At 69.5% G+C, this 23,773-nt stretch carries 32 protein-coding genes; 3 read left to right on the forward strand and 29 right to left on the reverse strand.

What is annotated here, in order from left to right:
• Positions 1–30: 30 nt before the first annotated feature.
• The 26 genes from rplO to ACYVOM_RS06265 all read right to left on the reverse strand — a co-directional run bounded on the left by rplO (position 31) and on the right by ACYVOM_RS06265 (position 16,420).
• Positions 31–477, reverse strand: coding sequence for a 50S ribosomal protein L15 (gene rplO, locus ACYVOM_RS06140; RefSeq protein ID WP_460302219.1), 447 nt, complete (start codon positions 475–477; stop codon positions 31–33).
• Entirely contained in the window at positions 474–659 is a 186-nt protein-coding gene (gene rpmD / locus ACYVOM_RS06145; protein WP_123669999.1) for a 50S ribosomal protein L30, read from the reverse strand. Before rpmD ends, rplO begins: the two co-directional genes overlap by 4 nt.
• Positions 656–1,294, reverse strand: a complete 639-nt coding sequence (gene rpsE, locus ACYVOM_RS06150; protein ID WP_460302220.1) for a 30S ribosomal protein S5 — start codon at positions 1,292–1,294, stop codon at positions 656–658. Before rpsE ends, rpmD begins: the two co-directional genes overlap by 4 nt.
• Before the next feature lie 34 nt (positions 1,295–1,328).
• Complete coding sequence (gene rplR / locus ACYVOM_RS06155; RefSeq protein ID WP_460302221.1) at positions 1,329–1,715, reverse strand: 50S ribosomal protein L18; 387 nt, start codon at positions 1,713–1,715, stop codon at positions 1,329–1,331.
• A gap of 2 nt (positions 1,716–1,717) precedes the next feature.
• A complete protein-coding gene (rplF, locus tag ACYVOM_RS06160; RefSeq protein WP_460302222.1) occupies positions 1,718–2,254 on the reverse strand; it encodes a 50S ribosomal protein L6 in 537 nt (178 codons plus the stop codon).
• A gap of 18 nt (positions 2,255–2,272) precedes the next feature.
• Positions 2,273–2,671, reverse strand: a complete 399-nt coding sequence (rpsH, locus tag ACYVOM_RS06165; protein ID WP_123669995.1) for a 30S ribosomal protein S8 — start codon at positions 2,669–2,671, stop codon at positions 2,273–2,275.
• Positions 2,672–2,906: 235 nt separating this feature from the next.
• Positions 2,907–3,092: a type Z 30S ribosomal protein S14 gene (locus ACYVOM_RS06170; RefSeq protein ID WP_460302223.1), complete on the reverse strand. Its 186-nt coding sequence runs from the start codon at positions 3,090–3,092 to the stop codon at positions 2,907–2,909.
• Positions 3,093–3,094: 2 nt separating this feature from the next.
• Positions 3,095–3,664, reverse strand: coding sequence for a 50S ribosomal protein L5 (gene rplE / locus ACYVOM_RS06175; protein WP_460302224.1), 570 nt, complete (start codon positions 3,662–3,664; stop codon positions 3,095–3,097).
• 2 nt (positions 3,665–3,666) lie between these two features.
• Positions 3,667–3,969: a 50S ribosomal protein L24 gene (rplX, locus tag ACYVOM_RS06180; protein ID WP_460302225.1), complete on the reverse strand. Its 303-nt coding sequence runs from the start codon at positions 3,967–3,969 to the stop codon at positions 3,667–3,669.
• Positions 3,969–4,337: a 50S ribosomal protein L14 gene (gene rplN / locus ACYVOM_RS06185; protein ID WP_123669991.1), complete on the reverse strand. Its 369-nt coding sequence runs from the start codon at positions 4,335–4,337 to the stop codon at positions 3,969–3,971. Before rplN ends, rplX begins: the two co-directional genes overlap by 1 nt.
• 155 nt (positions 4,338–4,492) lie before the next feature.
• Positions 4,493–4,759: a 30S ribosomal protein S17 gene (gene rpsQ, locus ACYVOM_RS06190; protein WP_460302226.1), complete on the reverse strand. Its 267-nt coding sequence runs from the start codon at positions 4,757–4,759 to the stop codon at positions 4,493–4,495.
• On the reverse strand, positions 4,756–4,983 hold the full coding sequence (gene rpmC / locus ACYVOM_RS06195; protein ID WP_230615122.1) for a 50S ribosomal protein L29: 228 nt from the start codon (positions 4,981–4,983) through the stop codon (positions 4,756–4,758). Before rpmC ends, rpsQ begins: the two co-directional genes overlap by 4 nt.
• On the reverse strand, positions 4,983–5,399 hold the full coding sequence (rplP, locus tag ACYVOM_RS06200) for a 50S ribosomal protein L16 (protein WP_460302227.1): 417 nt from the start codon (positions 5,397–5,399) through the stop codon (positions 4,983–4,985). Before rplP ends, rpmC begins: the two co-directional genes overlap by 1 nt.
• Positions 5,400–5,404: 5 nt before the next feature.
• The gene (rpsC, locus tag ACYVOM_RS06205; protein WP_460302228.1) at positions 5,405–6,241 is read right to left on the reverse strand and encodes a 30S ribosomal protein S3; all 837 of its coding nucleotides are present in this window, start codon (positions 6,239–6,241) and stop codon (positions 5,405–5,407) included.
• The gene (rplV, locus tag ACYVOM_RS06210; protein WP_460302229.1) at positions 6,241–6,612 is read right to left on the reverse strand and encodes a 50S ribosomal protein L22; all 372 of its coding nucleotides are present in this window, start codon (positions 6,610–6,612) and stop codon (positions 6,241–6,243) included. The genes rpsC and rplV overlap by 1 nt, the downstream gene beginning before the upstream one ends.
• Before the next feature lie 29 nt (positions 6,613–6,641).
• Positions 6,642–6,923, reverse strand: a complete 282-nt coding sequence (rpsS, locus tag ACYVOM_RS06215; protein ID WP_460302230.1) for a 30S ribosomal protein S19 — start codon at positions 6,921–6,923, stop codon at positions 6,642–6,644.
• 8 nt (positions 6,924–6,931) lie between these two features.
• Positions 6,932–7,765, reverse strand: coding sequence for a 50S ribosomal protein L2 (gene rplB / locus ACYVOM_RS06220; RefSeq protein WP_460302231.1), 834 nt, complete (start codon positions 7,763–7,765; stop codon positions 6,932–6,934).
• 38 nt (positions 7,766–7,803) lie between these two features.
• A complete protein-coding gene (gene rplW, locus ACYVOM_RS06225) occupies positions 7,804–8,103 on the reverse strand; it encodes a 50S ribosomal protein L23 (protein WP_460302232.1) in 300 nt (99 codons plus the stop codon).
• The gene (rplD, locus tag ACYVOM_RS06230; protein ID WP_460302233.1) at positions 8,100–8,705 is read right to left on the reverse strand and encodes a 50S ribosomal protein L4; all 606 of its coding nucleotides are present in this window, start codon (positions 8,703–8,705) and stop codon (positions 8,100–8,102) included. Before rplD ends, rplW begins: the two co-directional genes overlap by 4 nt.
• Complete coding sequence (gene rplC, locus ACYVOM_RS06235) at positions 8,702–9,358, reverse strand: 50S ribosomal protein L3 (protein ID WP_460302234.1); 657 nt, start codon at positions 9,356–9,358, stop codon at positions 8,702–8,704. The genes rplD and rplC overlap by 4 nt, the downstream gene beginning before the upstream one ends.
• Before the next feature lie 8 nt (positions 9,359–9,366).
• On the reverse strand, positions 9,367–9,675 hold the full coding sequence (rpsJ, locus tag ACYVOM_RS06240; protein WP_012854632.1) for a 30S ribosomal protein S10: 309 nt from the start codon (positions 9,673–9,675) through the stop codon (positions 9,367–9,369).
• Positions 9,676–9,891: 216 nt separating this feature from the next.
• A complete protein-coding gene (tuf, locus tag ACYVOM_RS06245) occupies positions 9,892–11,085 on the reverse strand; it encodes an elongation factor Tu (RefSeq protein ID WP_460302235.1) in 1,194 nt (397 codons plus the stop codon).
• Positions 11,086–11,187: 102 nt separating this feature from the next.
• On the reverse strand, positions 11,188–13,299 hold the full coding sequence (fusA, locus tag ACYVOM_RS06250) for an elongation factor G (RefSeq protein ID WP_460302236.1): 2,112 nt from the start codon (positions 13,297–13,299) through the stop codon (positions 11,188–11,190).
• A 41-nt stretch (positions 13,300–13,340) separates the two neighbouring features.
• Positions 13,341–13,811: a 30S ribosomal protein S7 gene (gene rpsG / locus ACYVOM_RS06255; RefSeq protein WP_460302237.1), complete on the reverse strand. Its 471-nt coding sequence runs from the start codon at positions 13,809–13,811 to the stop codon at positions 13,341–13,343.
• A complete protein-coding gene (gene rpsL, locus ACYVOM_RS06260; protein WP_123669978.1) occupies positions 13,811–14,185 on the reverse strand; it encodes a 30S ribosomal protein S12 in 375 nt (124 codons plus the stop codon). Before rpsL ends, rpsG begins: the two co-directional genes overlap by 1 nt.
• Positions 14,186–14,773: 588 nt before the next feature.
• Positions 14,774–16,420 (reverse strand): hypothetical protein, encoded by a 1,647-nt coding sequence (locus tag ACYVOM_RS06265; protein WP_460302238.1) that lies wholly within the window; start codon positions 16,418–16,420, stop codon positions 14,774–14,776.
• A gap of 165 nt (positions 16,421–16,585) precedes the next feature.
• Here ACYVOM_RS06265 and ACYVOM_RS06270 point away from each other — a divergent pair, with 165 nt between their 5' ends.
• Positions 16,586–16,951: a DsrE family protein gene (locus tag ACYVOM_RS06270; protein WP_460302239.1), complete on the forward strand. Its 366-nt coding sequence runs from the start codon at positions 16,586–16,588 to the stop codon at positions 16,949–16,951.
• Here ACYVOM_RS06270 and ACYVOM_RS06275 read toward each other — a convergent pair.
• The 3 genes from ACYVOM_RS06275 to ACYVOM_RS06285 form a co-directional block, all read right to left on the reverse strand.
• On the reverse strand, positions 16,945–17,238 hold the full coding sequence (locus ACYVOM_RS06275; RefSeq protein ID WP_460302240.1) for a hypothetical protein: 294 nt from the start codon (positions 17,236–17,238) through the stop codon (positions 16,945–16,947). The two genes, ACYVOM_RS06270 and ACYVOM_RS06275, sit on opposite strands and share 7 nt — an antisense overlap.
• Positions 17,239–17,501: 263 nt before the next feature.
• Positions 17,502–18,221, reverse strand: a complete 720-nt coding sequence (locus ACYVOM_RS06280) for a type 1 glutamine amidotransferase (RefSeq protein ID WP_460302241.1) — start codon at positions 18,219–18,221, stop codon at positions 17,502–17,504.
• Positions 18,211–19,443, reverse strand: a complete 1,233-nt coding sequence (locus ACYVOM_RS06285) for a MurT ligase domain-containing protein (protein ID WP_460302242.1) — start codon at positions 19,441–19,443, stop codon at positions 18,211–18,213. Before ACYVOM_RS06285 ends, ACYVOM_RS06280 begins: the two co-directional genes overlap by 11 nt.
• Positions 19,444–19,861: 418 nt before the next feature.
• On the opposite strand from ACYVOM_RS06285, the gene ACYVOM_RS06290 reads away from it, so the two are divergent.
• Complete coding sequence (locus tag ACYVOM_RS06290; protein WP_460302243.1) at positions 19,862–22,513, forward strand: hypothetical protein; 2,652 nt, start codon at positions 19,862–19,864, stop codon at positions 22,511–22,513.
• An 89-nt stretch (positions 22,514–22,602) separates the two neighbouring features.
• Positions 22,603–23,772: a hypothetical protein gene (locus tag ACYVOM_RS06295; protein WP_460302244.1), complete on the forward strand. Its 1,170-nt coding sequence runs from the start codon at positions 22,603–22,605 to the stop codon at positions 23,770–23,772.
• Position 23,773: the final 1 nt, after the last annotated feature.

Genomic DNA, 23,773 nt, shown 5'->3' on the forward strand with positions numbered 1-23,773 from the left:
GGACGGTCAGCCCCGGTTCCGCATCTTCGATCAGACCTGCTCGGCGGTTCCGCCGGCGGCCACGATCTTCTCCTTGGCGGAGCCGGAGAAGGCGTTCACCTTCACCTGGACCGCGACGGAGATCTCGCCGGTGCCGAGGATCTTCACCGGACGGCCGGCGCGGACCGCGCCCTTGGCCGCCAGGTCCTCGGCGGTGACCTCTCCACCGGAGGGGTACAGCTCGCCGAGCTTGTCCAGGTTCACGACCTGGAACTCGACCCGGTTCGGGTTCTTGAAGCCCTTGAGCTTCGGAACCCGACGGATCAGGGGCATCTGCCCGCCCTCGAAGCCGACCGGGACGGTGTTCCGGGCCTTCGTGCCCTTCGTACCGCGACCCGCGGTCTTGCCCTTGGACGCCTCACCGCGGCCCTTGCGGACCTTCTTCTTGTGGGCGCCCGGAGCCGGCTTGAGGTCATGGACCTTCAGCGCCTCGCTCATGATTCGACCTCCTCCACCTTCACCAGGTGGGCAACGGTGCGGATCAGGCCGATGACCTCGGGCTTGTCCTCCCGAACGACGCTCTGGCCGATCTTCTTGAGGCCCAGGGTCCGCAGCGAGTCCCGCTGGTTCTGCTTCTCGCTGATCACGGACTTGATCTGCGTGATCTTGAGCTGGCTCACGAGTTCACCTCGACCTTCGCGGCCTCGAGGCCGGCGGCGCGGGCCCGCAGCATGGCGGCGGGGGCGACGTCCTCGATCGGCAGGCCGCGCTTGGCCGCGATCTCCTCGGGGCGCTTGAGCTGCTTGAGCGCCTGCACCGTCGCGTGGACGATGTTGATGGCGTTCGAGCTGCCGAGCGACTTGGACAGGACGTCGTGGACGCCCGCGCACTCCAGGACGGCGCGCACCGGGCCACCGGCGATGACACCGGTACCGGGGCTGGCCGGCTTCAGCAGCACGACACCCGCGGCGGCCTCACCCTGGGTGAGGTGGGGGATGGTGCCCTGGATCCTGGGGACCTTGAAGAAGTTCTTCTTGGCCTCTTCGACGCCCTTGGCGATGGCCGCGGGGACTTCCTTGGCCTTGCCGTAGCCGACGCCGACCGTGCCGTTGCCGTCGCCGACGATCACGAGGGCGGTGAAGCTGAAGCGACGACCACCCTTCACGACCTTGGCGACGCGGTTGATCGCGACGACGCGCTCGATGTAAGACGTGCCCTTGTCGGCGCCACCGCGGCGGTCGTCACGGCGTCCGTCACGACGGCCGTCACGACGCTCGCCGCCCTGGCCGCCTCCGCGACTGGGAGCAGCTGCCATTAGTGGTTCCTCTTCTCAGACTGGGTCTTGGAGGTCACAGTGCGAGACCCCCTTCACGGGCGCCATCCGCGACGGCGGCGACACGGCCGTGGTACTTGTTGCCCGCCCGGTCGAAGACGACGGCCTCGACACCGGCGGCCTTGGCGCGCTCGGCGACGAGCTTGCCGACTTCCTTCGACTTCGCGGTCTTGTCGCCCTCGGCCGTGCGCAGCGCGGCCTCCATGGTCGACGCCGACGCGACGGTCTTGCCCAGGGTGTCGTCGACGACCTGGACGAAGACGTGCTTGGTGGAGCGGGTCACGATGAGGCGCGGACGCGTAGCCGTGCCGACGACCCTCTTGCGGACCCGAAGGTGACGGCGCTTGCGGGAGACCGCCCGCTTGCTCGTGACCTTCCGGAACAGGCCCTTGGTGCCAGCCATGACTACTTACCAGCCTTTCCGACCTTGCGGCGGATCTGCTCACCCTGGTACCGCACGCCCTTGCCCTTGTACGGGTCGGGCTTGCGCAGCTTGCGGATGTTGGCAGAGATCTCGCCGACCTGCTGCTTGTCGATGCCCTCGACCTTGAACAGGGTCGGCTTCTCGACCGTGAAGGTGATGCCTTCCGGCGCCTTGACCAGGATCGGGTGGCTGTAGCCCAGGGAGAACTCGAGGTCCCGGCCCTTGGCGACGACGCGGTAACCGACGCCCTGGATCTCAAGGGTCTTGGCGTACCCCTGCGTGACACCCACGATCATGTTGAAGATCAGGGTGCGGCTCAGGCCGTGGAGGCTCCGAACCGTGTTGATGTCGTTCGGACGGGTGACCGTGATCACTCCGTCGTTGAGCTCGATGGCGATCGGCTCAGCGATCACCTGCTCGAGCGCGCCCTTCGGGCCCTTGACCGAGACCTTCTGGCCGTCGATCTTGACCTCGACTCCGCTGGGAACGGAGATCGGCAGACGTCCAATGCGTGACATTGTCTGTTTCTCCTTCCGCTACCAGACGTAGGCGAGGACTTCGCCGCCCACGCCGCGCTTGCCGGCCTGCTTGTCGGTCATGAGTCCGGAGGACGTCGAGATGATCGCGACGCCCAGTCCGCCCAGGACCTTCGGCAGGTTGTCCTTCTTCGCGTACACCCGGAGACCGGGCTTCGAGACGCGCTTGATGCCGGCGATGGAGCGCTCGCGGGTGGGACCGAACTTCAGGTCCACCACGAGCTTCTTGCCGACTTCGGCGTCCTCCACGTGCCATCCGGTGATGTAGCCCTCCTGCTGGAGGATCTCCGAGATGTGCGCCTTGATCTTCGAGTACGGCATCGACACGCTGTCGTGGTATGCCGAGTTCGCGTTGCGCAGACGCGTGAGCATGTCTGCGATCGGGTCGGTCATCGTCATGGCCGCTTGGCCCTCCTCGCTGCGGTTTCCAGCTGCCCCGGCTCCTCCCGCCTCACGAGCGGGGAGCGCAGGACCCTACGGACCTACAGCGCGGTCGTGGGCGCCTCAGAGTCGGGCGCCCGGTTTGTTGTACGTACGGTACGCGATCCGTGCCGCGACCACCGAATCGGCGGTCGCGGCACGCGATCAGCGTGATGTTCCGTTGGCCCGGAGGATCCGGACCGGTCAGCCGTCCTTACCAGGACGACTTGGTGATGCCGGGCAGCTCGCCCCGGTGCGCCATCTCACGGAAGCAGACACGGCACAGGCCGAACTTCCGGTAGACCGAGTGCGGACGACCGCACCGCGAGCAGCGGGTGTAGCCGCGCACGCCGAACTTCGGCTTGCGGGCAGCCTTGGCGATCAGGCTCTTCTTCGCCATTCTCAGGCCTCCTTGAACGGGAAGCCGAGGAGCTTGAGAAGCGCCCGGCCCTCTTCGTCATTCGTGGCGGTCGTCACGATGGTGATGTCCATGCCGCGCTGACGGTCGACCTTGTCGACGTCGACCTCGTGGAACATGACCTGCTCGGTCAGACCGAAGGTGTAGTTGCCGCGGCCGTCGAACTGCTTGGGGTTGAGGCCCCGGAAGTCGCGGATGCGCGGGAGCGCCAGCGACAGCAGACGGTCGAGGAACTCCCACATGCGGTCGCCGCGCAGCGTGACGTGCGCGCCGATCGGCATGCCCTCACGCAGCTTGAACTGCGCGATGGACTTCTTGGCCTTGGCCACGGCCGGCTTCTGGCCGGTGATGGCGGTCAGGTCCTTGACGGCGCCTTCGATCAGCTTGGCGTCGCGAGCGGCCTCACCGACGCCCATGTTCACCACGATCTTGACCAGACCGGGGATCTGCATGACGTTGGCGTAGCTGAACTGCTCCTGCATCGCCGGCTTGATCTCGCTCCGGTAGCGCAGCTTGAGCCGGGGCTGGGGAATCTCGACGGAAGTCTCGGTCATGATCAGATCTCCTTGCCGGTACGACGCGAGATCCGGACCTTCTTGCCGTCTTCGTTGACCGTGTAGCCCACGCGAGTCGGCTTGCCATCCTCGACCAGCGCGACATTGCTGACGTGCAGCGGCGCCTCGACGGTGACGATCCCGCCGCCCTTGCCCTGGGCGTCGACCTTGGTGTTCTTCTTGATGAGGTTCGCGCCCTCGACCGTGACGCGCGAGCGCTCGGTGTCGACGGCGATGACCTTGCCGGTGGCGCCCTTGGACTTGCCGGCGATGATGACGACCTCGTCGCCCTTGCGGATCTTCATTACAGCACCTCCGGCGCGAGCGAGACGATGCGCATGAACTTCTTCTCGCGCAGCTCGCGGCCGACCGGGCCGAAGATGCGGGTGCCACGGGGGTCCCCGCCATCCTTGATGAGGACAGCCGCGTTCTCGTCGAAACGAATGTAGGAACCGTCGGGACGACGGACTTCCTTGCGGGTGCGAACGACGACCGCCTTGACGACGTCGCCCTTCTTGACACCGGCCGCGGGGATGGCGTCCTTCACCGTGGCGACGATGATGTCGCCGATGCCCGCATAGCGCCGACCGGAGCCACCGAGCACACGGATGCAAAGGATCTCCTTCGCACCAGTGTTGTCGGCGACCTTCAGTCGCGACTCCTGCTGGATCACTTCTAACTCCTGTTGGTTCTCACCGGTTCTCCGGCCTCGGCCGGAGCCTGGTGGAGCTGCCCTCCCGGAATCGGCCCGGGAGGGGGAGTGCGGGGAGCTGCCGCGGCACGGGACACGCCCGGCGGCCGGGGCAGCTCGGCCCCCCGCAGGTCCAGTTACTTGGCCTTCTCCAGGATCTCGATGACGCGCCAGCGCTTGGACGCCGACAGCGGACGGGTCTCCATCAGGCGGACCCGGTCGCCGACGCCACAGGCGTTGGCCTCATCGTGAGCCTTGTACTTGGTCGTACGGCGGATGATCTTGCCGTACAGACGGTGCTTGACGCGGTCTTCGACGGCGACGACGACGGTCTTGTCCATCTTGTCGCTGACGACCAGGCCCTCGCGGACCTTGCGGTTCGCGCGCTGGGTGGTCTCGCTCACTTCTCGCCCTCCTCGGCAACGGTGACGATGCCGAGCTCGCGCTCCCGCATCACGGTGTAGATGCGGGCGATCTCACGCTTGACCGTCCGCAGCCGCCCGTGGTTCTCCAGCTGACCGGTAGCCGCCTGGAACCGGAGGTTGAAAAGCTCCTCCTTGAATTCCTTCAGCTTGGTCACCAGCTCGTCCTCGGGCTGGGTGCGCAGGTCTTCGGCCGTGTTCGCCATTACTCGCCCACCTCCCTCTTCACGATCCGGCACTTCATCGGCAGCTTGTGGATGGCGCGGGTGAGCGCCTCACGAGCGATCTCTTCGTTCGGGTAGGACAGCTCGAACATCACCCGACCGGGCTTGACGTTCGCGATCCACCACTCGGGGGAACCCTTACCGGAACCCATGCGGGTCTCGGCGGGCTTCTTGGTGAGCGGGCGGTCCGGGAAGATGTTGATCCAGACCTTGCCGCCACGCTTGATGTGACGCGTCATGGCGATACGAGCGGACTCGATCTGCCGGTTGGTCACGTAGTGACCCTCGACAGCCTGGATGCCGTACTCGCCGAACGTCACCTTCGTCCCGCCCTTGGCCATGCCACGGCGACGCGGGTGGTGCTGCTTGCGGTGCTTGACCCTGCGAGGGATCAGCATGGAATTCAGCTCCCCTCAGGCGCCGGAGCAGCCTCGGGGGCGGCCGGCGCGGTGTTCTCGTTCTGACGCGGGGCGCGCTCGCCACCACCGCGACGGGCGCCGCCACGCGACGGACGGTCGCCGCGGCCACCGCGACGGTCACCGCCGCGACGGTCGCCGCCACCGGCGCCGGCGCCGGCGCGCTGGGCCGCGGCCCGCTGCTCGCGCTCGGCGCGGGTCGGGGCGGCGTCACCCTTGTAGATCCAGACCTTCACGCCGATGCGGCCGAAGGTGGTCCGGGCCTCGTAGAAGCCGTAGTCGATGTCCGCGCGCAGGGTGTGCAGCGGCACCTGGCCCTCGCGGTAGAACTCCGACCGGGACATCTCAGCGCCGCCGAGACGACCGGAGCACTGGACCTTGATGCCCTTGGCGCCGGACTTCATCGTCGACTGGATCGCCTTGCGCATGGCGCGACGGAACGCGACACGGCTCGACAGCTGCTCGGCCACGCCCTGCGCGACGAGCTGGGCGTCCATCTCGGGGTTCTTGACCTCGAGGATGTTCAGCTGGACCTGCTTGCCGGTCAGCTTCTCCAGGTCGCCCCGGATGCGGTCGGCCTCAGCGCCGCGACGGCCGATGACGATGCCCGGCCGGGCGGTGTGGATGTCGACCCGGACGCGGTCGCGGGTGCGCTCGATCTCCACCTTGGAGATGCCGGCCCGGTCCATGCCCTTGGTGAGCATGCGACGGATCGCGACGTCTTCCTTGATGTAGTCCTTGTAGAGCTTGTCGGCGTACCAACGGCTCTTGAAGTCGGTCGTGATACCGAGTCGGAACCCGTGCGGGTTGATCTTCTGCCCCACTACCGGGCCCTCCTTGTCTTCTTGACCGGCGCGCCGTCCTCGACGGACTCGACGACCACGCTGATGTGGCTGGTGCGCTTGTTGATGCGGTAGGCGCGGCCCTGGGCACGCGGCCGGAACCGCTTCAGGGTCGGACCCTCGTCAACCCAGGTGCGGGAGACGACGAGCGTGTCCTGCGCCAGGTTGAAGTTGTGGGTGGCGTTGGCGATGGCGCTGTTCAGCACCTTGCCGACCGGCTCGCTGGCTGCCTGGGGGGCGAAGCGCAGCACAGCCTGAGCCTCCGCGGCCGGCAGGCCGCGGATGAGGTCCACCACACGGCGGGCCTTCCTGGGCGTGACGCGGACGAACCGCGCCTGGGCCCTGGCTTCCATGACTGTTCCTCTCGTGTGATTGCTGTGCTTCAGCCTCGGCGGCTGCGGCGGTCTTCCTTGACGTGACTGCGGAACGTGCGGGTGAGCGCGAACTCGCCCAGCTTGTGCCCGACCATCGACTCGGAGACGAACACCGGGACGTGCTTGCGGCCGTCGTGCACGGCGATCGTGTGACCGATCATCTCCGGCACGATCATGGAGCGCCGCGACCACGTCTTGATGACGGTGTGGGTTCCCTTCTCGTTCTGAGCGTCCACCTTCTTCATGAGGTGGTCGTCCACGAAGGGGCCCTTCTTGAGGCTACGTGGCATGACGACTCCTACCGCTTCTTGTTGCTGCGACGACGGACGATCAGCTTGTCGCTGGGCTTGCCGGGCTTGCGGGTCCGGCCTTCCTTCTGGCCCCACGGGCTGACCGGGTGGCGTCCACCTGAGGTCTTGCCCTCACCACCACCGTGCGGGTGGTCGATCGGGTTCATGGCGACACCGCGGACGGTCGGGCGCTTGCCCTTCCACCGCATGCGGCCGGCCTTGCCCCAGTTGATGTTGGACTGTTCGGCGTTGCCGACCTCACCCACCGTCGCGCGGCAGCGGACGTCGACCTTGCGCATTTCGCCGGACGGCATACGCAGGGTCGCGTAGGTGCCTTCCTTGGCGAGGAGCTGGGCGCCGGAGCCGGCCGAGCGGGCCAGCTTGGCGCCGCCGCCCGGACGCAGCTCGATGGCGTGCACCACGGTACCCGCGGGGATGTTGCGCAGCGGGAGGCAGTTGCCGGGCTTGATGTCGGCGCCGGCGCCGTTCTCCACCGCGTCGCCCTGACGCAGGCCCTGCGGGGCGAGGATGTAGCGCTTCTCGCCGTCCGCGTAGTGCAGCAGCGCGATGCGCGCGGTCCGGTTGGGGTCGTACTCGATGTGCGCGACCTTGGCCGGGATCCCGTCCTTGTCGTGACGACGGAAGTCGATCACACGGTAGGCGCGCTTGTGCCCGCCGCCCTGGTGCCGGGTGGTGATGCGGCCGTGGTTGTTACGGCCGCCCTTCTTGGGGAGCGGTCGCAGCAGCGACTTCTCCGGCTCGGACCGCGTGATCTCGACGAAGTCGGCCACGCTGGAGCCGCGACGACCCGGAGTCGTCGGCTTGTACTTACGGATGCCCATCTTTTTCGTTCATCCCATCCAGTTCGGAACCCCGGCCCTTAGGCCTGGGGGCCGAAAATGTCGATCCGCTCGCCCTCCGCCAGGCTGACGATCGCGCGCTTGGTGTCCTTGCGCTTGCCGTAGCCGTGACGAGTGCGCTTGCGCTTACCCTGCCGGTTGATCGTGTTGACGCCCGTGACCTTGACGCCGAAGACCTCTTCCACCGCCTGGCGGATCTGGACCTTGTTGGCGTCGGGCGAGACGATGAAGGTGTACTTGCCCTCATCGAGCAGCCCGTAGGACTTCTCGGACACGACCGGCGCGAGAAGGATGTCCCGGGGGTCGTAGATCTTGCTCACTTGTCGCTCCCCTTGGCGTGGGCGACGAAAGCCTCGTAGCCCTTCTCGGTGAACACGACGTCGTCATTGACCATGACGTCGTAGGTGTTCAGCTGGTCGGCGACGATGACGTGCACGGAGGGCTCGTTGCGCAGCGACTTCCAGGTCAGCTCGTCCTCACGGTCCAGGACCACGAGAACGCGCTTGGCCGAGGTCACCTCGCGCAGCGCCTTCACGGCGAGCTTCGTCTTGGGGGCGTCCCCCTCGACCAGACCGTCGACGATGTGCACCTGGCCCGCGCGGGCCCGGTCGCTCAGCGCACCGCGCAGGGCGGCGGCCTTCATCTTCTTCGGCGTCTTCTGGGTGTAGTCACGCGGCTGCGGGCCGTGGACGACGCCACCGCCGGCGAACTGCGGCGCACGGGTCGAACCCTGGCGGGCGCGGCCGGTGCCCTTCTGGCGGTACGGCTTCTTGCCGCCACCGCGGACCTCACCACGGGTCTTGGTCTTGTGCGTGCCCTGCCGAGCGGCGGCGAGCTGCGCGACCACGACCTGGTGGATCAGGGGAACGCTGACCTTGGCCTCGAAGATCTCGGGGGCCAGTTCGACGTTGACCTTCGTCACGGCTGGGTCTCCATCTTCTTCACGGCGTTGCGGACCAGCACCACGCCGCCGTTGGGGCCGGGGACCGCACCCTTGATCAGGATGAGGTTCTTCTCGGCGTCCACGGAGTGCACGGTGAGGTTCTGGATGGTCTTGCGGACCGAGCCCATGCGGCCGGCCATGCGCAGACCCTTGAACACGCGACCGGGGGTCGCGCAGCCGCCGATGGAGCCCGGCGAACGGTGCTTGCGCTGCACGCCGTGGCCCGCGCCCAGACCGGAGAAGCCGTGGCGCTTCATGACGCCCGCGAAGCCCTTGCCCTTGCTGGTGCCGGTCACGTCGATCTTCTGACCGGCCTCGAAGGTCTCGACGGTGACTTCCTGGCCGAGGGTGTACTCGGAGGCGTCGTCCGTGCGGAGCTCGACGAGGTAGCGGCGCGGCGTGACGCCGGCCTTCTCGAAGTGGCCGGCGGCCGGCTTGTTGACCTTGCGCGGGTCGATCTGCCCGAAGCCGAGCTGCACGGCGCTGTAGCCGTCGCTTTCGGCGGAGCGGACCTGGGTCACGACATTGGGCCCGGCGAGGACGACGGTCACCGGAACGATCCGGCCCTCATCGTCGTAAACCTGGGTCATGCCGAGCTTCTCGCCCAGGACGCCCTTCCTGTTGACGCTCATCGTTTTCCTTAGAGCTTGATCTCGATGTCCACGCCCGCGGGGAGGTCGAGCCGCATGAGCGAGTCAACCGTCTTCGGGGTGGGGTCGATGATGTCGATCAGCCGCTTGTGCGTGCGCATCTCGAAGTGCTCGCGGCTGTCCTTGTACTTGTGCGGCGAGCGGATGACGCAGTACACGTTCTTCTCGGTCGGCAGCGGCACCGGTCCGGCGACCTTGGCGCCAGTCCGCGTGACGGTCTCGACGATCTTCTTCGCGGAGCTGTCGATGACCTCGTGGTCGTAGGCCTTGAGCCGAATGCGGATCTTCTGTCCCGCCATGGTTGCCCGGTGTCCTTTACTGCTCAAGCGAGGGAGTGTGGACTCCCCGCGCTATACCTCCCGCTCTCGCGAGAGGCGGGCTGACGTGTCAAATGCGAGTGCTTGCGCACTCGCGGCGAGCCCCTGCCGAAAAAGGGCCAAGGGCAATGATATGTGACCGCGGGGGTACCTTCCGCAGTACGGGGCACTCCCCCGCGGTCACATACGTGAGCTGTACTACTTGAGGATCTTGACGACGCGACCCGCGCCGACGGTCCGGCCACCCTCACGGATGGCGAACTTCAGGCCCTCCTCCATGGCGATGGGCTGGATCAGCTCAACGCGCATGTCGGTGTTGTCGCCCGGCATGACCATCTCGGTGCCCTCGGGGAGGTTCACCACGCCGGTCACGTCGGTCGTCCGGAAGTAGAACTGCGGACGGTAGTTGTTGAAGAACGGGGTGTGGCGGCCGCCCTCGTCCTTGCCCAGGATGTAGACCTGCGCGGTGAACTCGGTGTGAGGGGTGTTGGTGCCCGGCTTGATGACACACTGGCCGCGCTCGACGTCCTCGCGCTTGATGCCGCGCAGCAGGAGGCCGACGTTGTCGCCCGCCTGGCCCTGGTCGAGGAGCTTGCGGAACATCTCGACACCGGTGACGGTGGTGGAGGTGCTCTTCTCCTTGATGCCGATGATGTCGACGACCTCGTTGACGTTCACGACGCCGCGCTCGATACGACCGGTGACGACGGTGCCGCGACCGGTGATCGAGAAGACGTCCTCGATCGGCATGAGGAAGGGCTTCTCGGTGTCACGCTCGGGCTGCGGGACGTTGTCGTCCACGGCCTGCATGAGCTCGAGGATGCTCTTGGACCACTTCTCGTCGCCCTGGAGCGCCTGGTAGGCGGAGACCCGCACGACCGGCAGGTCGTCGCCGGGGAACTCCTGGTCGGAGAGCAGCTCGCGGACCTCGAGCTCGACGAGCTCCAGGATCTCCTCGTCGTCCACCATGTCGCACTTGTTCAGGGCGACGACGATGTAGGGCACGCCGACCTGGCGGGCGAGCAGGACGTGCTCGCGGGTCTGCGGCATCGGACCGTCGGTGGCGGCCACGACCAGGATCGCGCCGTCCATCTGGGCGGCACCGGTGATCATGTTCTTGACGTAGTCCGCGTGACCCGGGCAGTCGACGTGCGCGTAGTGCCGGGACTCGGTCTGGTACTCGACGTGCGCGATCGAGATGGTGATACCGCGCTCGCGCTCCTCCGGCGCCTTGTCGATGTCCTCGAACGCGGAGGCCGCGTTGAGGTTCGGGTAGGCGTCGTGCAGCACCTTGGTGATCGCCGCGGTAAGAGTGGTCTTACCGTGGTCGATGTGACCGATGGTGCCGATGTTTACGTGCGGCTTCGTCCGCTCGAACTTGGCCTTCGCCACGAGGTTCTCCTCAGTATTGCGATCCCCGACCGTCCGCCCATGGACGGCCGACGCTACGAATCTGACGTAGTTGACTGTTGGCTTGTGGTGCCGCGGTTAGGACTATTCGCCCTTGGCCTTGGCGATGATCTCCTGTGCGACGTTCGAGGGAACCTCGGCGTAGGAGTCGAACTGCATGGTGAAAACAGCCCGGCCCTGGGTCTTGCTGCGCAGGTCACCCACGTAGCCGAACATCTCCGAGAGGGGCACGAGCGCCTTGACGATCCGGGCGCCGTGGGACTCGTCCATGGCCTGGATCTGGCCGCGGCGGCTGTTGAGGTCGCCGATGACGTCGCCCAGGTTGTCCTCGGGACAGGTGACCTCGACCGCCATCATGGGCTCGAGCAGCGCGGCGCCGGCGCGGCGCGCGGCCTCCTTGAACGCCATCGAACCGGCGACCTTGAACGCCATTTCCGAGGAGTCGACCTCGTGGTAGGCACCGTCGAGGAGGGTGACCTTCACACCCACCATCGGGTAGCCCGCGAGAACACCGAACTCGGCGGCCTCCTGGCAGCCCGCGTCCACCGACGGGATGTACTCCCGGGGGATGCGGCCACCGGTGACCTTGTTCTCGAACTCGTAGCCGTCGCTGCCGCCGCCGATGGGCGACAGCGTGATGATCACGCGGCCGAACTGGCCGGAGCCACCCGTCTGCTTCTTGTGGGTGTACTCGACCTTCTCGACGGTCTTCGTGATCGTCTCGCGGTACGCGACCTGCGGACGGCCCACGTTGGCCTCGACCTTGAACTCGCGCTTCATCCGGTCGACGAGGATCTCCAGGTGGAGCTCGCCCATACCGGAGATGACGGTCTGGCCGGTCTCCTCGTCAGTGCGCACCTGGAAGGACGGGTCCTCCTCGGCGAGCCGCTGGATCGCGGTGCCCAGCTTCTGCTGGTCGGCCTTGGTCTTGGGCTCGATGGCGACGCTGATGACCGGCGCCGGGAAGCTCATCGACTCCAGCACGACCGGGTGCTTGTCATCGGCCAGCGTCTCACCGGTGGTGGTCTGCTTGAGGCCCATGACCGCGACGATGTCGCCCGCGCCCACGCGGTCGATCTCCTCGCGCTTGTTCGCGTGCATCCGGTAGATCTTGCCGATCCGCTCCTTCTTGTCCCGAACGGTGTTCAGGACCGAGGAGCCGGACTCCAGGACGCCCGAGTACACGCGGACGAAGGTCAGCTTGCCCAGGTGCGGGTCCGACATGATCTTGAACGCCAGGCCGGAGAAGGGCTCGTCCTCGCTCGGCTTGCGCGCGATGACGGTCTCCTCGTCGCCCATCTTGTGGCCCTCGATCGCCTCGACGTCCAGCGGGGACGGCAGGTAGCGGACGATGGCGTCAAGAAGGGGCTGCACGCCCTTGTTCTTGAAGGCGGTACCGCAGAACACCGGGGTGAGCTTCGCGGCGAGGGTCGCACGACGGATGCCGGGGACGATCTGCTCGATGGTGGGCTCGCCGCCCTCGAGGTAGATCTCCATGATCTCGTCGTCGTTCTCGGCCAGCGTCTCGATGAGCTCGCCACGCGCCACCTCGGCGGCGTCGGCGAGGTCCTCGGGAATCTCGACCTCGTTGTACATCTCGCCCAGCTTGGCCTCGGCGTTCCAGACCAGCGCCTTCATGCGCACCAGGTCGATCACGCCGAGGAAGTCGGACTCGGCGCCGATCGGCAGCTGCATGACGAGCGGAACCGCGTTGAGGCGGTTCACGATCATGTCGACGCAGCGGTGGAAGTCGGCGCCGGTCCGGTCCAGCTTGTTGACGAAGCAGATACGCGGAACGCCGTAGCGGTCGGCCTGACGCCACACGGTCTCGGACTGCGGCTCGACGCCGGCCACGCCGTCGAAGACGGTGACGGCACCGTCCAGAACGCGCAGCGAACGCTCCACCTCGACGGTGAAGTCGACGTGACCCGGGGTGTCGATGATGTTGATCGTGTGCTCAACGTTCTCGACAGGCCACTTGCAGGTGACAGCGGCGGAGGTGATGGTGATCCCCCGCTCCTGCTCCTGCTCCATCCAGTCGGTGGTGGCCGCGCCGTCGTGGACCTCGCCGATCTTGTAGCTCATCCCCGTGTAGTAGAGGATGCGCTCAGTCGTCGTGGTCTTGCCAGCGTCGATGTGCGCCATGATCCCGATGTTGCGGACCTTGGAGAGGTCTACACCGGTCTTAGCAGCCATTGTGCTCGCGTCCTTGCTCTCGTGGGTTCAGCCGACCGCTGTTACCAGCGGTAGTGGGCGAAGGCCTTGTTGGACTCGGCCATCTTGTGGGTGTCCTCGCGCTTCTTGACCGAGGCTCCGAGGCCATTGCTGGCGTCCATGAGCTCGTTCATCAGGCGCTCGGTCATCGTCTTCTCGCGGCGACCGCGGGAGTAGGTGACGAGCCAGCGCAGCGCCAGCGTGGTGCTGCGCGCCGGCCGGACCTCGACCGGGACCTGGTAGGTCGCGCCGCCGACGCGGCGGGACTTGACCTCGATGGTCGGCTTCACGTTGTCGAGCGCGCGCTTGAGGGTGACGACCGGGTCGTTGCCGGTCTTCTCGCGGCAGCCTTCGAGCGCGTTGTACACGATGCGCTCGGCGATCGACCGCTTGCCGTCCAGCAGGATCTTGTTGATCAGGCTGGTGACCAGCGGCGAGTTGTACACCGGGTCGGCGACCAGTACGCGCTTGCCCGCGGGGCCCTTACGCGGCATTAGCTCTTCTCCTTCTTCGCGCCGTAGCGGCTGCGCGCCTGCTTGCGGTTGCGGACACCCTGGGTGTCGAGCGAACCGCGGATGATCTTGTAGCGAACACCCGGCAGGTCCTTCACACGACCGCCGCGCACCAGCACGATGGAGTGCTCCTGCAGGTTGTGTCCGACACCGGGGATGTAGGCGGTGACCTCGATGCCACTGCTCAGGCGGACACGGGCGACCTTGCGCAGAGCCGAGTTCGGCTTCTTCGGCGTCGTCGTGTAAACGCGCGTGCAGACGCCGCGGCGCTGGGGGCTTCCCTTCAGCGCGGGCGTCTTGGTCTTGGTCACCTTGTCCTGCCGGCCCTTTCGGACCAACTGCTGGATTGTGGGCACCGCTCTCCGTCTTCCTTCGTCGTACCGGGCCCGGTCTCCGCGACCGGGTGAGCACGGCTTGTCCATGCTCTGTTTTGTATGCGCGAGTCACACCCGGAATTTCTCGTCCGCGCATAACCCTGATCAGCGACCTTTGAGGGGCCTCTGACCTGCCGGTTTGCTTGATCTGCCGACCCCCGCGGTCGGGCGTGTCGCACCGGCCGTGACCCGTCCGGTTCCCAAGGGGAACCCGGTCGTGCCTGGGGGAAGAGATCCGCGCCGCTCCCGGGGTCCTTCTCGAGGTACCCGCCGGAGCGCACGCACGCGTAACCCACGATGCCGCGGGCACGAAAGTAGAGCGTACCCAACCCCTACGGCGAGGTCAAAGCGAATACGCCATTACCGGGAAGGGCCCTCCTGCGCAACCTTCACGCGGCGGAGCGGCGAACGCTTCAGGATGAAGAACGGGGCGGCCCGGGGGGAAGGTTCCAGGAAGGCGGGGTGAACCCGCGACGACGAAGAGACCCGTATGACGGGAGATCATACGGGTCTCTTCGCGGCTCCGTCACTACGGGGCCTTCGGCGCCTGCGTTCGGCGCGCCGCGCGGCCTAGCCGCCGAAGGGCGACGCGAGGAAGGCGATGGCGATCACGATGACGGCGACCAGGGCGACCAGGCCGAGCCAGATCCAGATCTTGTTGTCCGAGCGCGCGGGCTCTTCTTCGCCGGACTGGGCGGGCTGCTGCTGCTCGCCGTACTGCTGCGGCTGCTGCGGGTGGGACCGGCCCTGCTCGCCGCCCTGGCCGTACTGGCCGCCGTAGGCCTGCTCGCCGAACTGCTGCGGCTGCTGGCCGTACGCCTGCTGTCCGTAGGGCTGCTGCTGGCCGTACTGGCCCTGCTGCTGCCCCTGGGCGGACTGCTGACCCTGCTGCTGGCCCTGAGCGGGCTGCTGCGGCTGGCCGAAGCCCGGCTGCTCGGCCTGCTGGCCGTAAGGCTGCTGCTGCCCGTAGGGCTGGCCGAAGCCGCCCTGCTGGGCCTGCTGCTGGCCGTAGCCCTGCTCGGCGCCCTGGCCGTACTGGCCTCCGTAGGGCTGCTGGCCATACTGGCCGCCCTGCTGGGGCTGGCCGTACTGACCCTGCTGGCCCTGCTGACCTTGCTGGGGCTGCTGGCCATACTGGGGCTGCTGGCCCTGCTGGGGCTGCTGGCCCTGCTGGGGCTGCTGGCCCTGCTGGCCCTGCTGCGGGGCCGGGGCCTGCGGGCGGTCGCCGAAGGAGAAGGCCTGGGTGGCGTCCGGATCCGCCTCGGGCTGGGCCGGAGGCTGCTGCGCGGGCTGGGGGGCCTGCTGCTGGTAGGCGCGGGCGTCGAAGTCCAGGATGGTCTCGCCGCCGGCCGCGGCCTGCGGGGCCGCGGCGGCCCAGGGCCGCTCACCTTCGCGGACGGTCTCCTCGACCGGCGGCTGCGGCTTGTTGACGACCAGCGGGATGTCACCGGGGTAGGGCTGCCCGGACGGGGCCGGCGCCTCGGGCGCGGGCGTGCCCAGACCCGGGATGACGGTCGTCGCGGGGGCCTCGCCGACCGGCGGGCGCAGATCCTCGCGCCGCGGCAGCGCGGTGGGCGCCGTGCCCCACGGGTCTTCGAGCTCCGGCGCGGGCCGGGCCGACGCAGGAGCCCCGGCGACGGGGTTCCGGTCGCCGGACCCGCCGGGCTGCGGGCTGCCGTAGGCGGGCGCCGACGGGTAGCCCTGCTGCGGCTCGGCCGGAGCCGGGAACGCGCTGCGCGGCTCGGCGGGGGCCTGGAACGGCTCCGCCGGGGCCTGGTAAGGCTCGGCAGGGGGCTGGTAGGCCTCCGCGGGGGGCTGGTACTGCTCCGCGGGCGGCTGGTAGGCCGGGGGCTGGTGGCCGCCGGGGGCGCCGCCGGGCGGGGCCCACGCGGACGGCGGGGCCTGCGGGGAGGGCTGCGGCTGCGGGGCGGGCGGCTGCCACGCCGGCTGCTGGCCGTAGGACTCGGCGGGCGCACCGTACTGCGGAGCCGCGGGCGGCTGCGCGGGCTGGCCGTAGGGCGGCTGCTGAGGCGCGGGCTGGGCCGGGGCCGCCGGCGGCTGCGCGGGCTGCTGCGGCCGCAGCTGCGGCGCGCCGAAGACGACGGTCCGCTCCCCTGCGGGGCGGACGGGCGGATCGACCTGGTCCGGGGCGCCGGGCTGGTCGGCCGATGCCGGCTCTTCTGGCGACGGCCACTGGGGGCCGTTCTGCTCGGTCATCGGTGGACTCCTTATCGGCTCTCGAATACCACGCGACCAGTCACAGAGTGCCCGGTGCGTCTGCATACGGCAAATCCCCGGTGCACCGGTCAAGATTGTTTACGTCCCGATTACACAAAGATCTCCGCTTTCGGGCGACCGAAGTCGGCGAAGTAGGCTGCGGCCATGACTCGCTCGCTGGTGATCAAAGTGACCGTGGGGGCCGACTCCCCCGAACCCGCCAACCAGGCGCTGACCGTCGCCGCGGCCGCGGTCGCCAGCGGGGTGCCGGTGTCGCTGTGGCTGACGGGCGAGGCGGCCTGGTTCGCCGTGCCGGGCGGGGCCGACCGCTTCCCGCTGCTCCCGCACGCGACGCCGGTCGCCGATCTCCTGGACGTCGTCCGGGCCGGAGGCAGGGTGACCCTGTGCACCCAGTGCGCGTCCCGCCGGAACCTCACCCAGGACGACCTGCTGGAAGGCATCCGCATCGCGGGCGCGCCCGCGTTCGTCGAGGAGGCGATCGCCGAAGGGGCCCAGGCTCTCGTCTACTGACCGGGCCTCTCCTCCCCCTCTTCGCGGGGGGCGTGGTGCTCGCGGGCCTCGACGTGGATCGCGGCCTCCTCGGCCGGGCGGTCGTCGTCGGCCCGGTCCCCCGCACGGCTCTCCCGCCGCATCCAGGCGGTGATGCCGATCTCGCCCCGGTCCTCGTCGGAGATGACCCGGTCCCGGGGCGGATCCTCCTCGTACTCGCGCAGGAGTTCGGTCTGGTACTGCTGGTCGTCGTCGCCCAGTTCGGCCTGCGGTGACCGATCCCGGCCGCCGTCGCCTTCCCGCTCCATGGCATCCCTCCCGGATCGCCGAACGTCACGCCCCACGCAGGGACTCATAACGCACAACGCCCGGAAGAGCCGATTTCGTGCCTGGCCGCGGCGAAACCCTCCGCATCTTCCCCCGGCCCCGGGGATCGGGCACCCCGGCGAAGCCGGGCTCTCCAGTGCCCGTATGCGTGGGCGAAGCGGACGATCCCGCATCTTCCCCCGGCCTCGGGGATCGGGCACCCCGGCGAAGCCGGGTTCTCCAGTGCCCGATCCCCGAGGCCCGATCAAGAAGGTGCGGGAAGAACCGCGCGGAGGCGCTCTTCGCGGAGGCGGCCGGCCCAGCTGTCGTCGATGGGGTCGAGGCGGCGCTTGACGGCCCAGCTCAGCAGGAGGTCGGCCAGGGCCGGGTTGCGGACGAGCGCGGGACCGTGCATGTAGGTGCCGAGGATGCGGCCCGCGTAGGCGCCCTCGTAGCCGTCGCCGTTGCCGATGCCGACCGCGACCCTGGCCAGCGGCTTGGCGCCCTGGCCCAGGTGGGTGACGCCCTGGTGGTTCTCGAATCCGGTGATCATCGGCACGCCGAGCGCCGGGTCGACCTCGCCCGCCAGTTCGCCGACCGCGCGGACCTCGCCGCGGCCGCTGCGGATGTCGAGCAGGCCGATGCCCGGGACGGGCTGGCCTTCCTCGCCGCCGAACTCGTGGCCGAGCAGCTGGTAGCCGGCGCAGACCGCGAACACCGCCGCGCCGAACTCGACGGCCTTGTGCAGGCCGCCGTCGGTGCGCAGCCGCTGCGCCGCGAGGATCTGCGGCCGGTCCTCGCCGCCGCCGAGCAGGTAGATGTCGCCATCGACCGGGACCGCTTCGTCGGAGCGGACCCGGACCGTGCGGGGGATGATGCCGCGCAGCCGCGCCCGGCGTTCCAGGACGATGACGTTGCCGCCGTCGCCGTAGGTGCTGAGGAGGTCGGGGTAGATCCAGACGATCTTGATGCTCTCAGAGGGCACGGCCGTACCTCGTTCGGATGTCCTGGAAGGCGGTGTAGTTGGCGATCACGTCGAGCTTGCCGGGCGGCACCGCGAGCACCGCCTGCTCGATGTCGTCGACCATGCGGAAGTCCACCTCGGCGGCCTCCAGTCGGGTCGCGAGGTCGAGCCTGCGCTCGCCGGTCGCCCAGACGGGGCGGCCCTTGAGGACGCGGTAGTCGACGTCCCACAGCCACGAGGTGTCCCGGCCGTCGGGCCCCTGGGCGTTGATCGACAGGACGACGGGGCCGGGCGCGGGTTCGAGGACGTCGAACGCCTCCAGCCAGCCCGCCGGGTTCTTCGCCAGCAGCAGCCGGATGTCACGGCCCTGGTAGGCGACCGTGGTGTAGCGGCCCGCGACCGAGGCGACCTTGCCGAGCAGCGGCAGCGCCTGCTCGGGCGAGACCCCGAACAGGGAGACGACGGCCAGGGACATCGCCCCGTTGGAGCGGTTGGCCCGGCCGGGGAGCTGGAGGTCGAGCGAGTAGGTGTTGCCGCCAGGGGTCGTCACCCTGTCTCCGTGCAGGATCCAGTCGGGCTTCGGCCGGGCGAAGTGGCACTGGCGGCACGCCCAGTGGCTGCCGTCGCGGTCGAGCGGCCCGCCGCACTCGGGGCAGCACCAGGAGTCCTCCTTCCAGTGCTGGCCCGCGGCCACCCAGGTGACCTTCTTCGCGGTGGAGGCGCCCCACGTCACCAGCGGGTCGTCGCAGTTGGCGACGACGTGGGTGTCGGCCCCGTCGAGGGCCTTGCGCCATTTCCCGGCGAGCTGCCAGATCTCTCCGGCGCGGTCCATCTGGTCGCGGCTGAGGTTCATCAGCAGGACGACGTTCGCCCGGGTCTCGCGCAGGACCAGCGGCACGTACTTCTCGTCGCACTCGAGCACGCCGTACTGCGCGTTGGGCGCGGCGGCGAGCGCGCTGACGTGGCCGGTCGGCATGTTGGCGCCGAAGGCGTTGGTGGCGACCTCTCCGAGCCCGCTCATCGCACTGGCGATCAGACGGGTCGTGGTGGTCTTGCCGTTCGTTGCGCTGACCAGGACGAGCTTGCGGTCGGCCGACAGGCGGGTGAGCAGTTCGGGGTCGAGCTTCAGCCCGATCTTCCCGCCGATCACCGAACCGTCGCCGCGCCCGGCAAGCCGCGACATCCGGGAAGCGGTCCGCCCGAGGGCGACCGCCAGCTGCGACCGCAGCGGAAGATCACTCATCGAATCTCTTTCCCCTATAAGCCCGACTCCCGCCGAGCCTAGCGGCTGGCGCGCCCGTTCCCGTCTCGTCAAGGTTAAACCGGCTACTGTCGCACGCTGAGCTACGGTACGACTACCGTTCGCAGTACTGTGACGAACGCCGCAGTGTGGTGTGAGCCCCAGCTAGACATGCACGCCAAATGCCACATGTGCCGAGGAATCTTCCTTGCGCCCCTACTCGCGTAAGGGACAAGGCAGAATCACCGGGTAACGACGTGAAGAAGGGTTGAGCGCCATGCGGTGTCCGTCCTGCGCCGTGCAGGCGCCCGAGGGGCAGCCGTCTTGTGCCCACTGCGGTGCCCCCCTCCCCGCCGCTTCGGGTGCCTCCTCTGCTCTGGCCGGTGCCTATGCGGCCCCGACGAGCAGCACGGAGAAGACGATGGTGTTCGACAAGTGGCCGCCGGAACCCGAGCCGGAACCCCAGGTCCCGCCTCCCCCGCATTACGGAGCGCCGGGCGCCGGAGCCCCCGCGTACGGGGCCTTCCCGGCGCCGTACGGGACGCCCGAGACCGCGCCCGAGGCGGGGCCGCGGCTCCCGTCGCAGTACGCGGCCTCCCCACCCGGGCAGGACCAGCCGGGCTCCACTCCCGTCCCCGGCACCCCGTTCGTCCCGAACGCCCCGCTCCGGCCCCTCTCCACCGACGGCGCCTTCACACCCGGCCAGGGCTTCCCCCCGGCTCCGCTGTACGCGGAACCCCCTTACGCCGACAACCCCTTCGTGCCCGACCCCGCCCCCTCCGCCGACCATCCCTTCCCCAACACGCCCGGATTCCCCGCCGACACCGCCCACCCGGGCGACACCGGTTTCCCCGGCGACACCGCTTACCCGAGCGACCCCGGATTCCCGAGCCCCCACGGCTTCCCCGGCGGCGGCGGCCCCGCACCGGGTGTGCCGGGCGGCAGCTCCTTCCCGGGCGACACCGGCTTCCCCGGTGACAGCTCCTTCCCGGGTGGAAGCTCCTTCTCGGGTGGCACCGGCTTCCCGGGGGACAGCGCCTTCCCGAGCGATCTCGGCGTCTCCGGCGAGCACGGGTTCGCGAGCGGGCCCGGTGCCGTCGGCGGGTCCGGTTCCACGGGCGAGCACGGCTACCTCGGCGACCAGAGCCTCGCGGGCGGCCACGGGCCGCTCGGCGACGCCGCGTTCCCGGGCGCGACCGCGTTCCCGAGCGACCCGAACCGCTTCCGCGACGGCGAGTTCCCGGGGGACACCGCGTTCTCCAGTCGCCCGCACCACCCCGGCGGCCTCGGCGACCAGGGCTTCGCAGGAGATTCCGCGTTCGGGGGCGGCTCGTTCCCGAGCGACCCCGGGTTCCCCGCCGCGCCGGGCCTCTCGGGCGGCACCGCCTTCCCGGCCACCCCTTCGGGCGACGCGGCCTTCTCCCATGACTCCGCCTTCCCGGGTGACAACGCCTTCCCCGGTGACTCGGGTTTCCCGAGCGATCCCGGCTTTCCGGGCGGACGGGGGGTCCCGGGGGACGGCGGGGGCTCGGCCGAGACCGCGTTCGCGGGCGGTTCCGGCTTCTCCGGCGAGCCGGGCTTTCCGGGTGGGGCGGGTGACGGGGGGTTCCCCGGCGCGGGTGCGCTGACCAGCGGCGAGCACGGGTTCCGGGGGGCGTCGGGTTTCGCGGACGAGGGAGCCCTTTCGACGGGAGAGCGCTTCGGCGAGTTCGGTCACGGCGCGGACGCGGCGGACGGTAGCGCACCCGGGGAGCGGGTCTTCCCCGGCGGCGGCGACTCCTTCCCGCCGGGCCCTCCGCCCACCGACAGCACCTTCGCCATCGACAGCAGGGCGACCGGGTTCGGGTCCGACGGCACGCCGCCGCCTGGCTCGACGTTCGCCGCCGCCGTCTACGACCCGTCGCCCGCGACGCCGTTCGCCGGGGGCCCGTTCGACGCGCCAGGACCGTTCGGCGGGTATCCGCCCGCGTCCGAGAACTCCGGTTCCGGCCCAGGGTTCGGCTCGGCCTTCGACTCGACGTTCGCCGGGCAGCCGCCCGGGGCGCTGTCGGCCGCGCCGCCGCCTTCCGAAGACCCGGGGGAGGCCACCCAGTGGTGGACCCCGGCACTGGACGGGCCGTCCGGCGGCACTCCCCTGCCGCCGCCGGCCTCCCCGCCCTCTGCCGCGCAGGCTCCCGAGCCCGCCCAGTCCGCCGCGCCGCTCGTGCCGGACTCGTGGTTCGCCGAGCCCGTCGGCCCCGGCCGGAGCGCCGTGCAGCCGCCCCCCGCGCGGCCGCAGGCGCCGCCCGCGCCCCCGGCGCCGTCCGTCCCGTCCGTACCGTCCGCCCCGTACGCGCCGCCGCCCATGCCCGGCCCTTACTCCGAGCCGGGCGGGCAGTCCTGGGGACCGCGCGAGGAGCGTCCCCTGTGGGACCCCGAGGGCCCCATGCCGATGACGCGCTCGCACCGGTCGCCCGCGGCGACCACGGGCCGGGGACGCCCGCCGAAGCCGCTGCTCGTCGGCGTCACCGTGCTGGTCGCCCTGGCCGCCGCCGCGGTCCTGTTCGTCACCACGAACGGCGAGGATCCGGAGCCTGTCGTCAACCCGACGAAGACCTCGGACACCGTCGCCGCGGGCTCCTCGGCAGATCCCGCCGCGACGCGTCAGGCCAAGCGGGTCAACGCGCTGCTGAACGCCAGCTCCAAGAGCCGCACCCAGCTCGGGTCGGCGCTGGAGAGCGCCAAGAAGTGCAAGCAGCTCCCGGAGGCCGTCGCCTCGATGCAGCAGATCGCCCAGCAGCGGCAGGAGCAGCTGCAGAAGGCGCAGGCGCTGAAGATCGGGAAGCTGCCGAACAAGGCGAAGCTCCGGTCGACGCTGGTGCGCTCGATGCAGCTCTCGCTCGACGTCGACAACGCCTTCCTGGCGTGGGCGGGCCGGCACACGGGCTGCAAGGGCAAGACGCCGACGAAGGATCCCGACTACGAGCGCGGCAACACGCTGTCCGCGCAGGCCAGCACCGCCAAGAGCGATTTCCTGTCGGTGTGGAACAAGGTCGCCCCGACGCACGGGCTCGCGAAGCGGCAGCACTTCTAGGCGGTGCGTGACGAAATGCCCGGCGTGCTGGCGCTAGTGTGAGCTGCGACGTACGCCGGGTCTGAGCCCCTCCCCCTGGAGCGACCGCGATGCAGTGTCCCGAATGCCGGAGTGAGACGCCGGGGTCCCTCGGCAGGTGCACCCGCTGCGATGCCCCTCTCCCGCAGGCCGACGAGGCGCCCTGGACTCCGCAGATCTCCGCCGAGCCTTGGCCGCCGGAGCCGTGGCAGCCCGATCCCGCGGTGCGTTCGTCGTGGCGGCCTCCGGAGCCCGTCGAGGAGGATCGGGCGCCTTGGCCGGACGTGGTGCCGCCGCAGTCCCCCGAGCCGCGCACCGAACAGCACGCCGACGCCTACGGTGCCCCGTGGCCAGGTCCGCAGCCCTCCCCGCCAGCTCAGTCCGCCCAGCCAGCACAGTCCGCCCAGCCAGCACAGTCCGCCCAGCCAGCACAGTCCGACCCGGGCTGGGGCGGCGCGGGGCGGCCCGAGGTCTGGGGCGGGCCCCCGCAGGAAATGCCGCGGCCTCCCGCGCCCGAGGAGGCGCCGCGGCAGTACCAGGACGGCAACTGGCTGCCCGACGAGGGCGGCTCGCGCTGGCGGGGACCGCTGGCCGCCGGCCTGGCCGCCGCGCTGTTCACCGCGGCGGTCGTCGTCGGCTACCTGTTCTTCTCGCGGGACTCGGACAACGACATCGACCTGTCGCTCAACGGCGGCCAGGGCACCGAGCAGGCCTCCCCGTCCGACGAGAAGGACGGCGCGGGCGCCGGCGAAGACGGCGGTGACGGCGGCACGGGTGAAGACGGCACCGGCGAAGACGGCGACGACGCCCCCACCGGTGACGCCGCGGCCCAGGCCGAGTCCGTCGACGGCCTGCTGGACGACATGGCCGGCAGCCGAGGCAAGCTCGCAGGCGTCTCCTACTCCTGCGCGAACATCGGGACGGAGAAGTCCGCCTTCACCGAGGTCGTGGAGGAGCGCAAGACGCAGCTCGCGGGCGTCGGCGATCTCGACACCTCGGCGCTCACCCAGGGCGAGGAGTTGAAGGCCGCGCTCGAAAAGGCGCTCCAGGCCTCGGTCGACGCCAATACCGCGGCCCTCGACTTCCTGGAGGACGGCGGCACCTGCGACGGCGCCGACCCGGCCGACACCCTGAAGGACGTCAACGACACCGCGACGGAGGCCAAGGAGGCGTTCGTCGCGCTGTGGAACACGATCGCCGACGAGCAGGGCCTCCCGCCGCGGGAGGCCGGGAAGATCTGAC

The organism is Actinocorallia aurea (assembly GCF_054783995.1).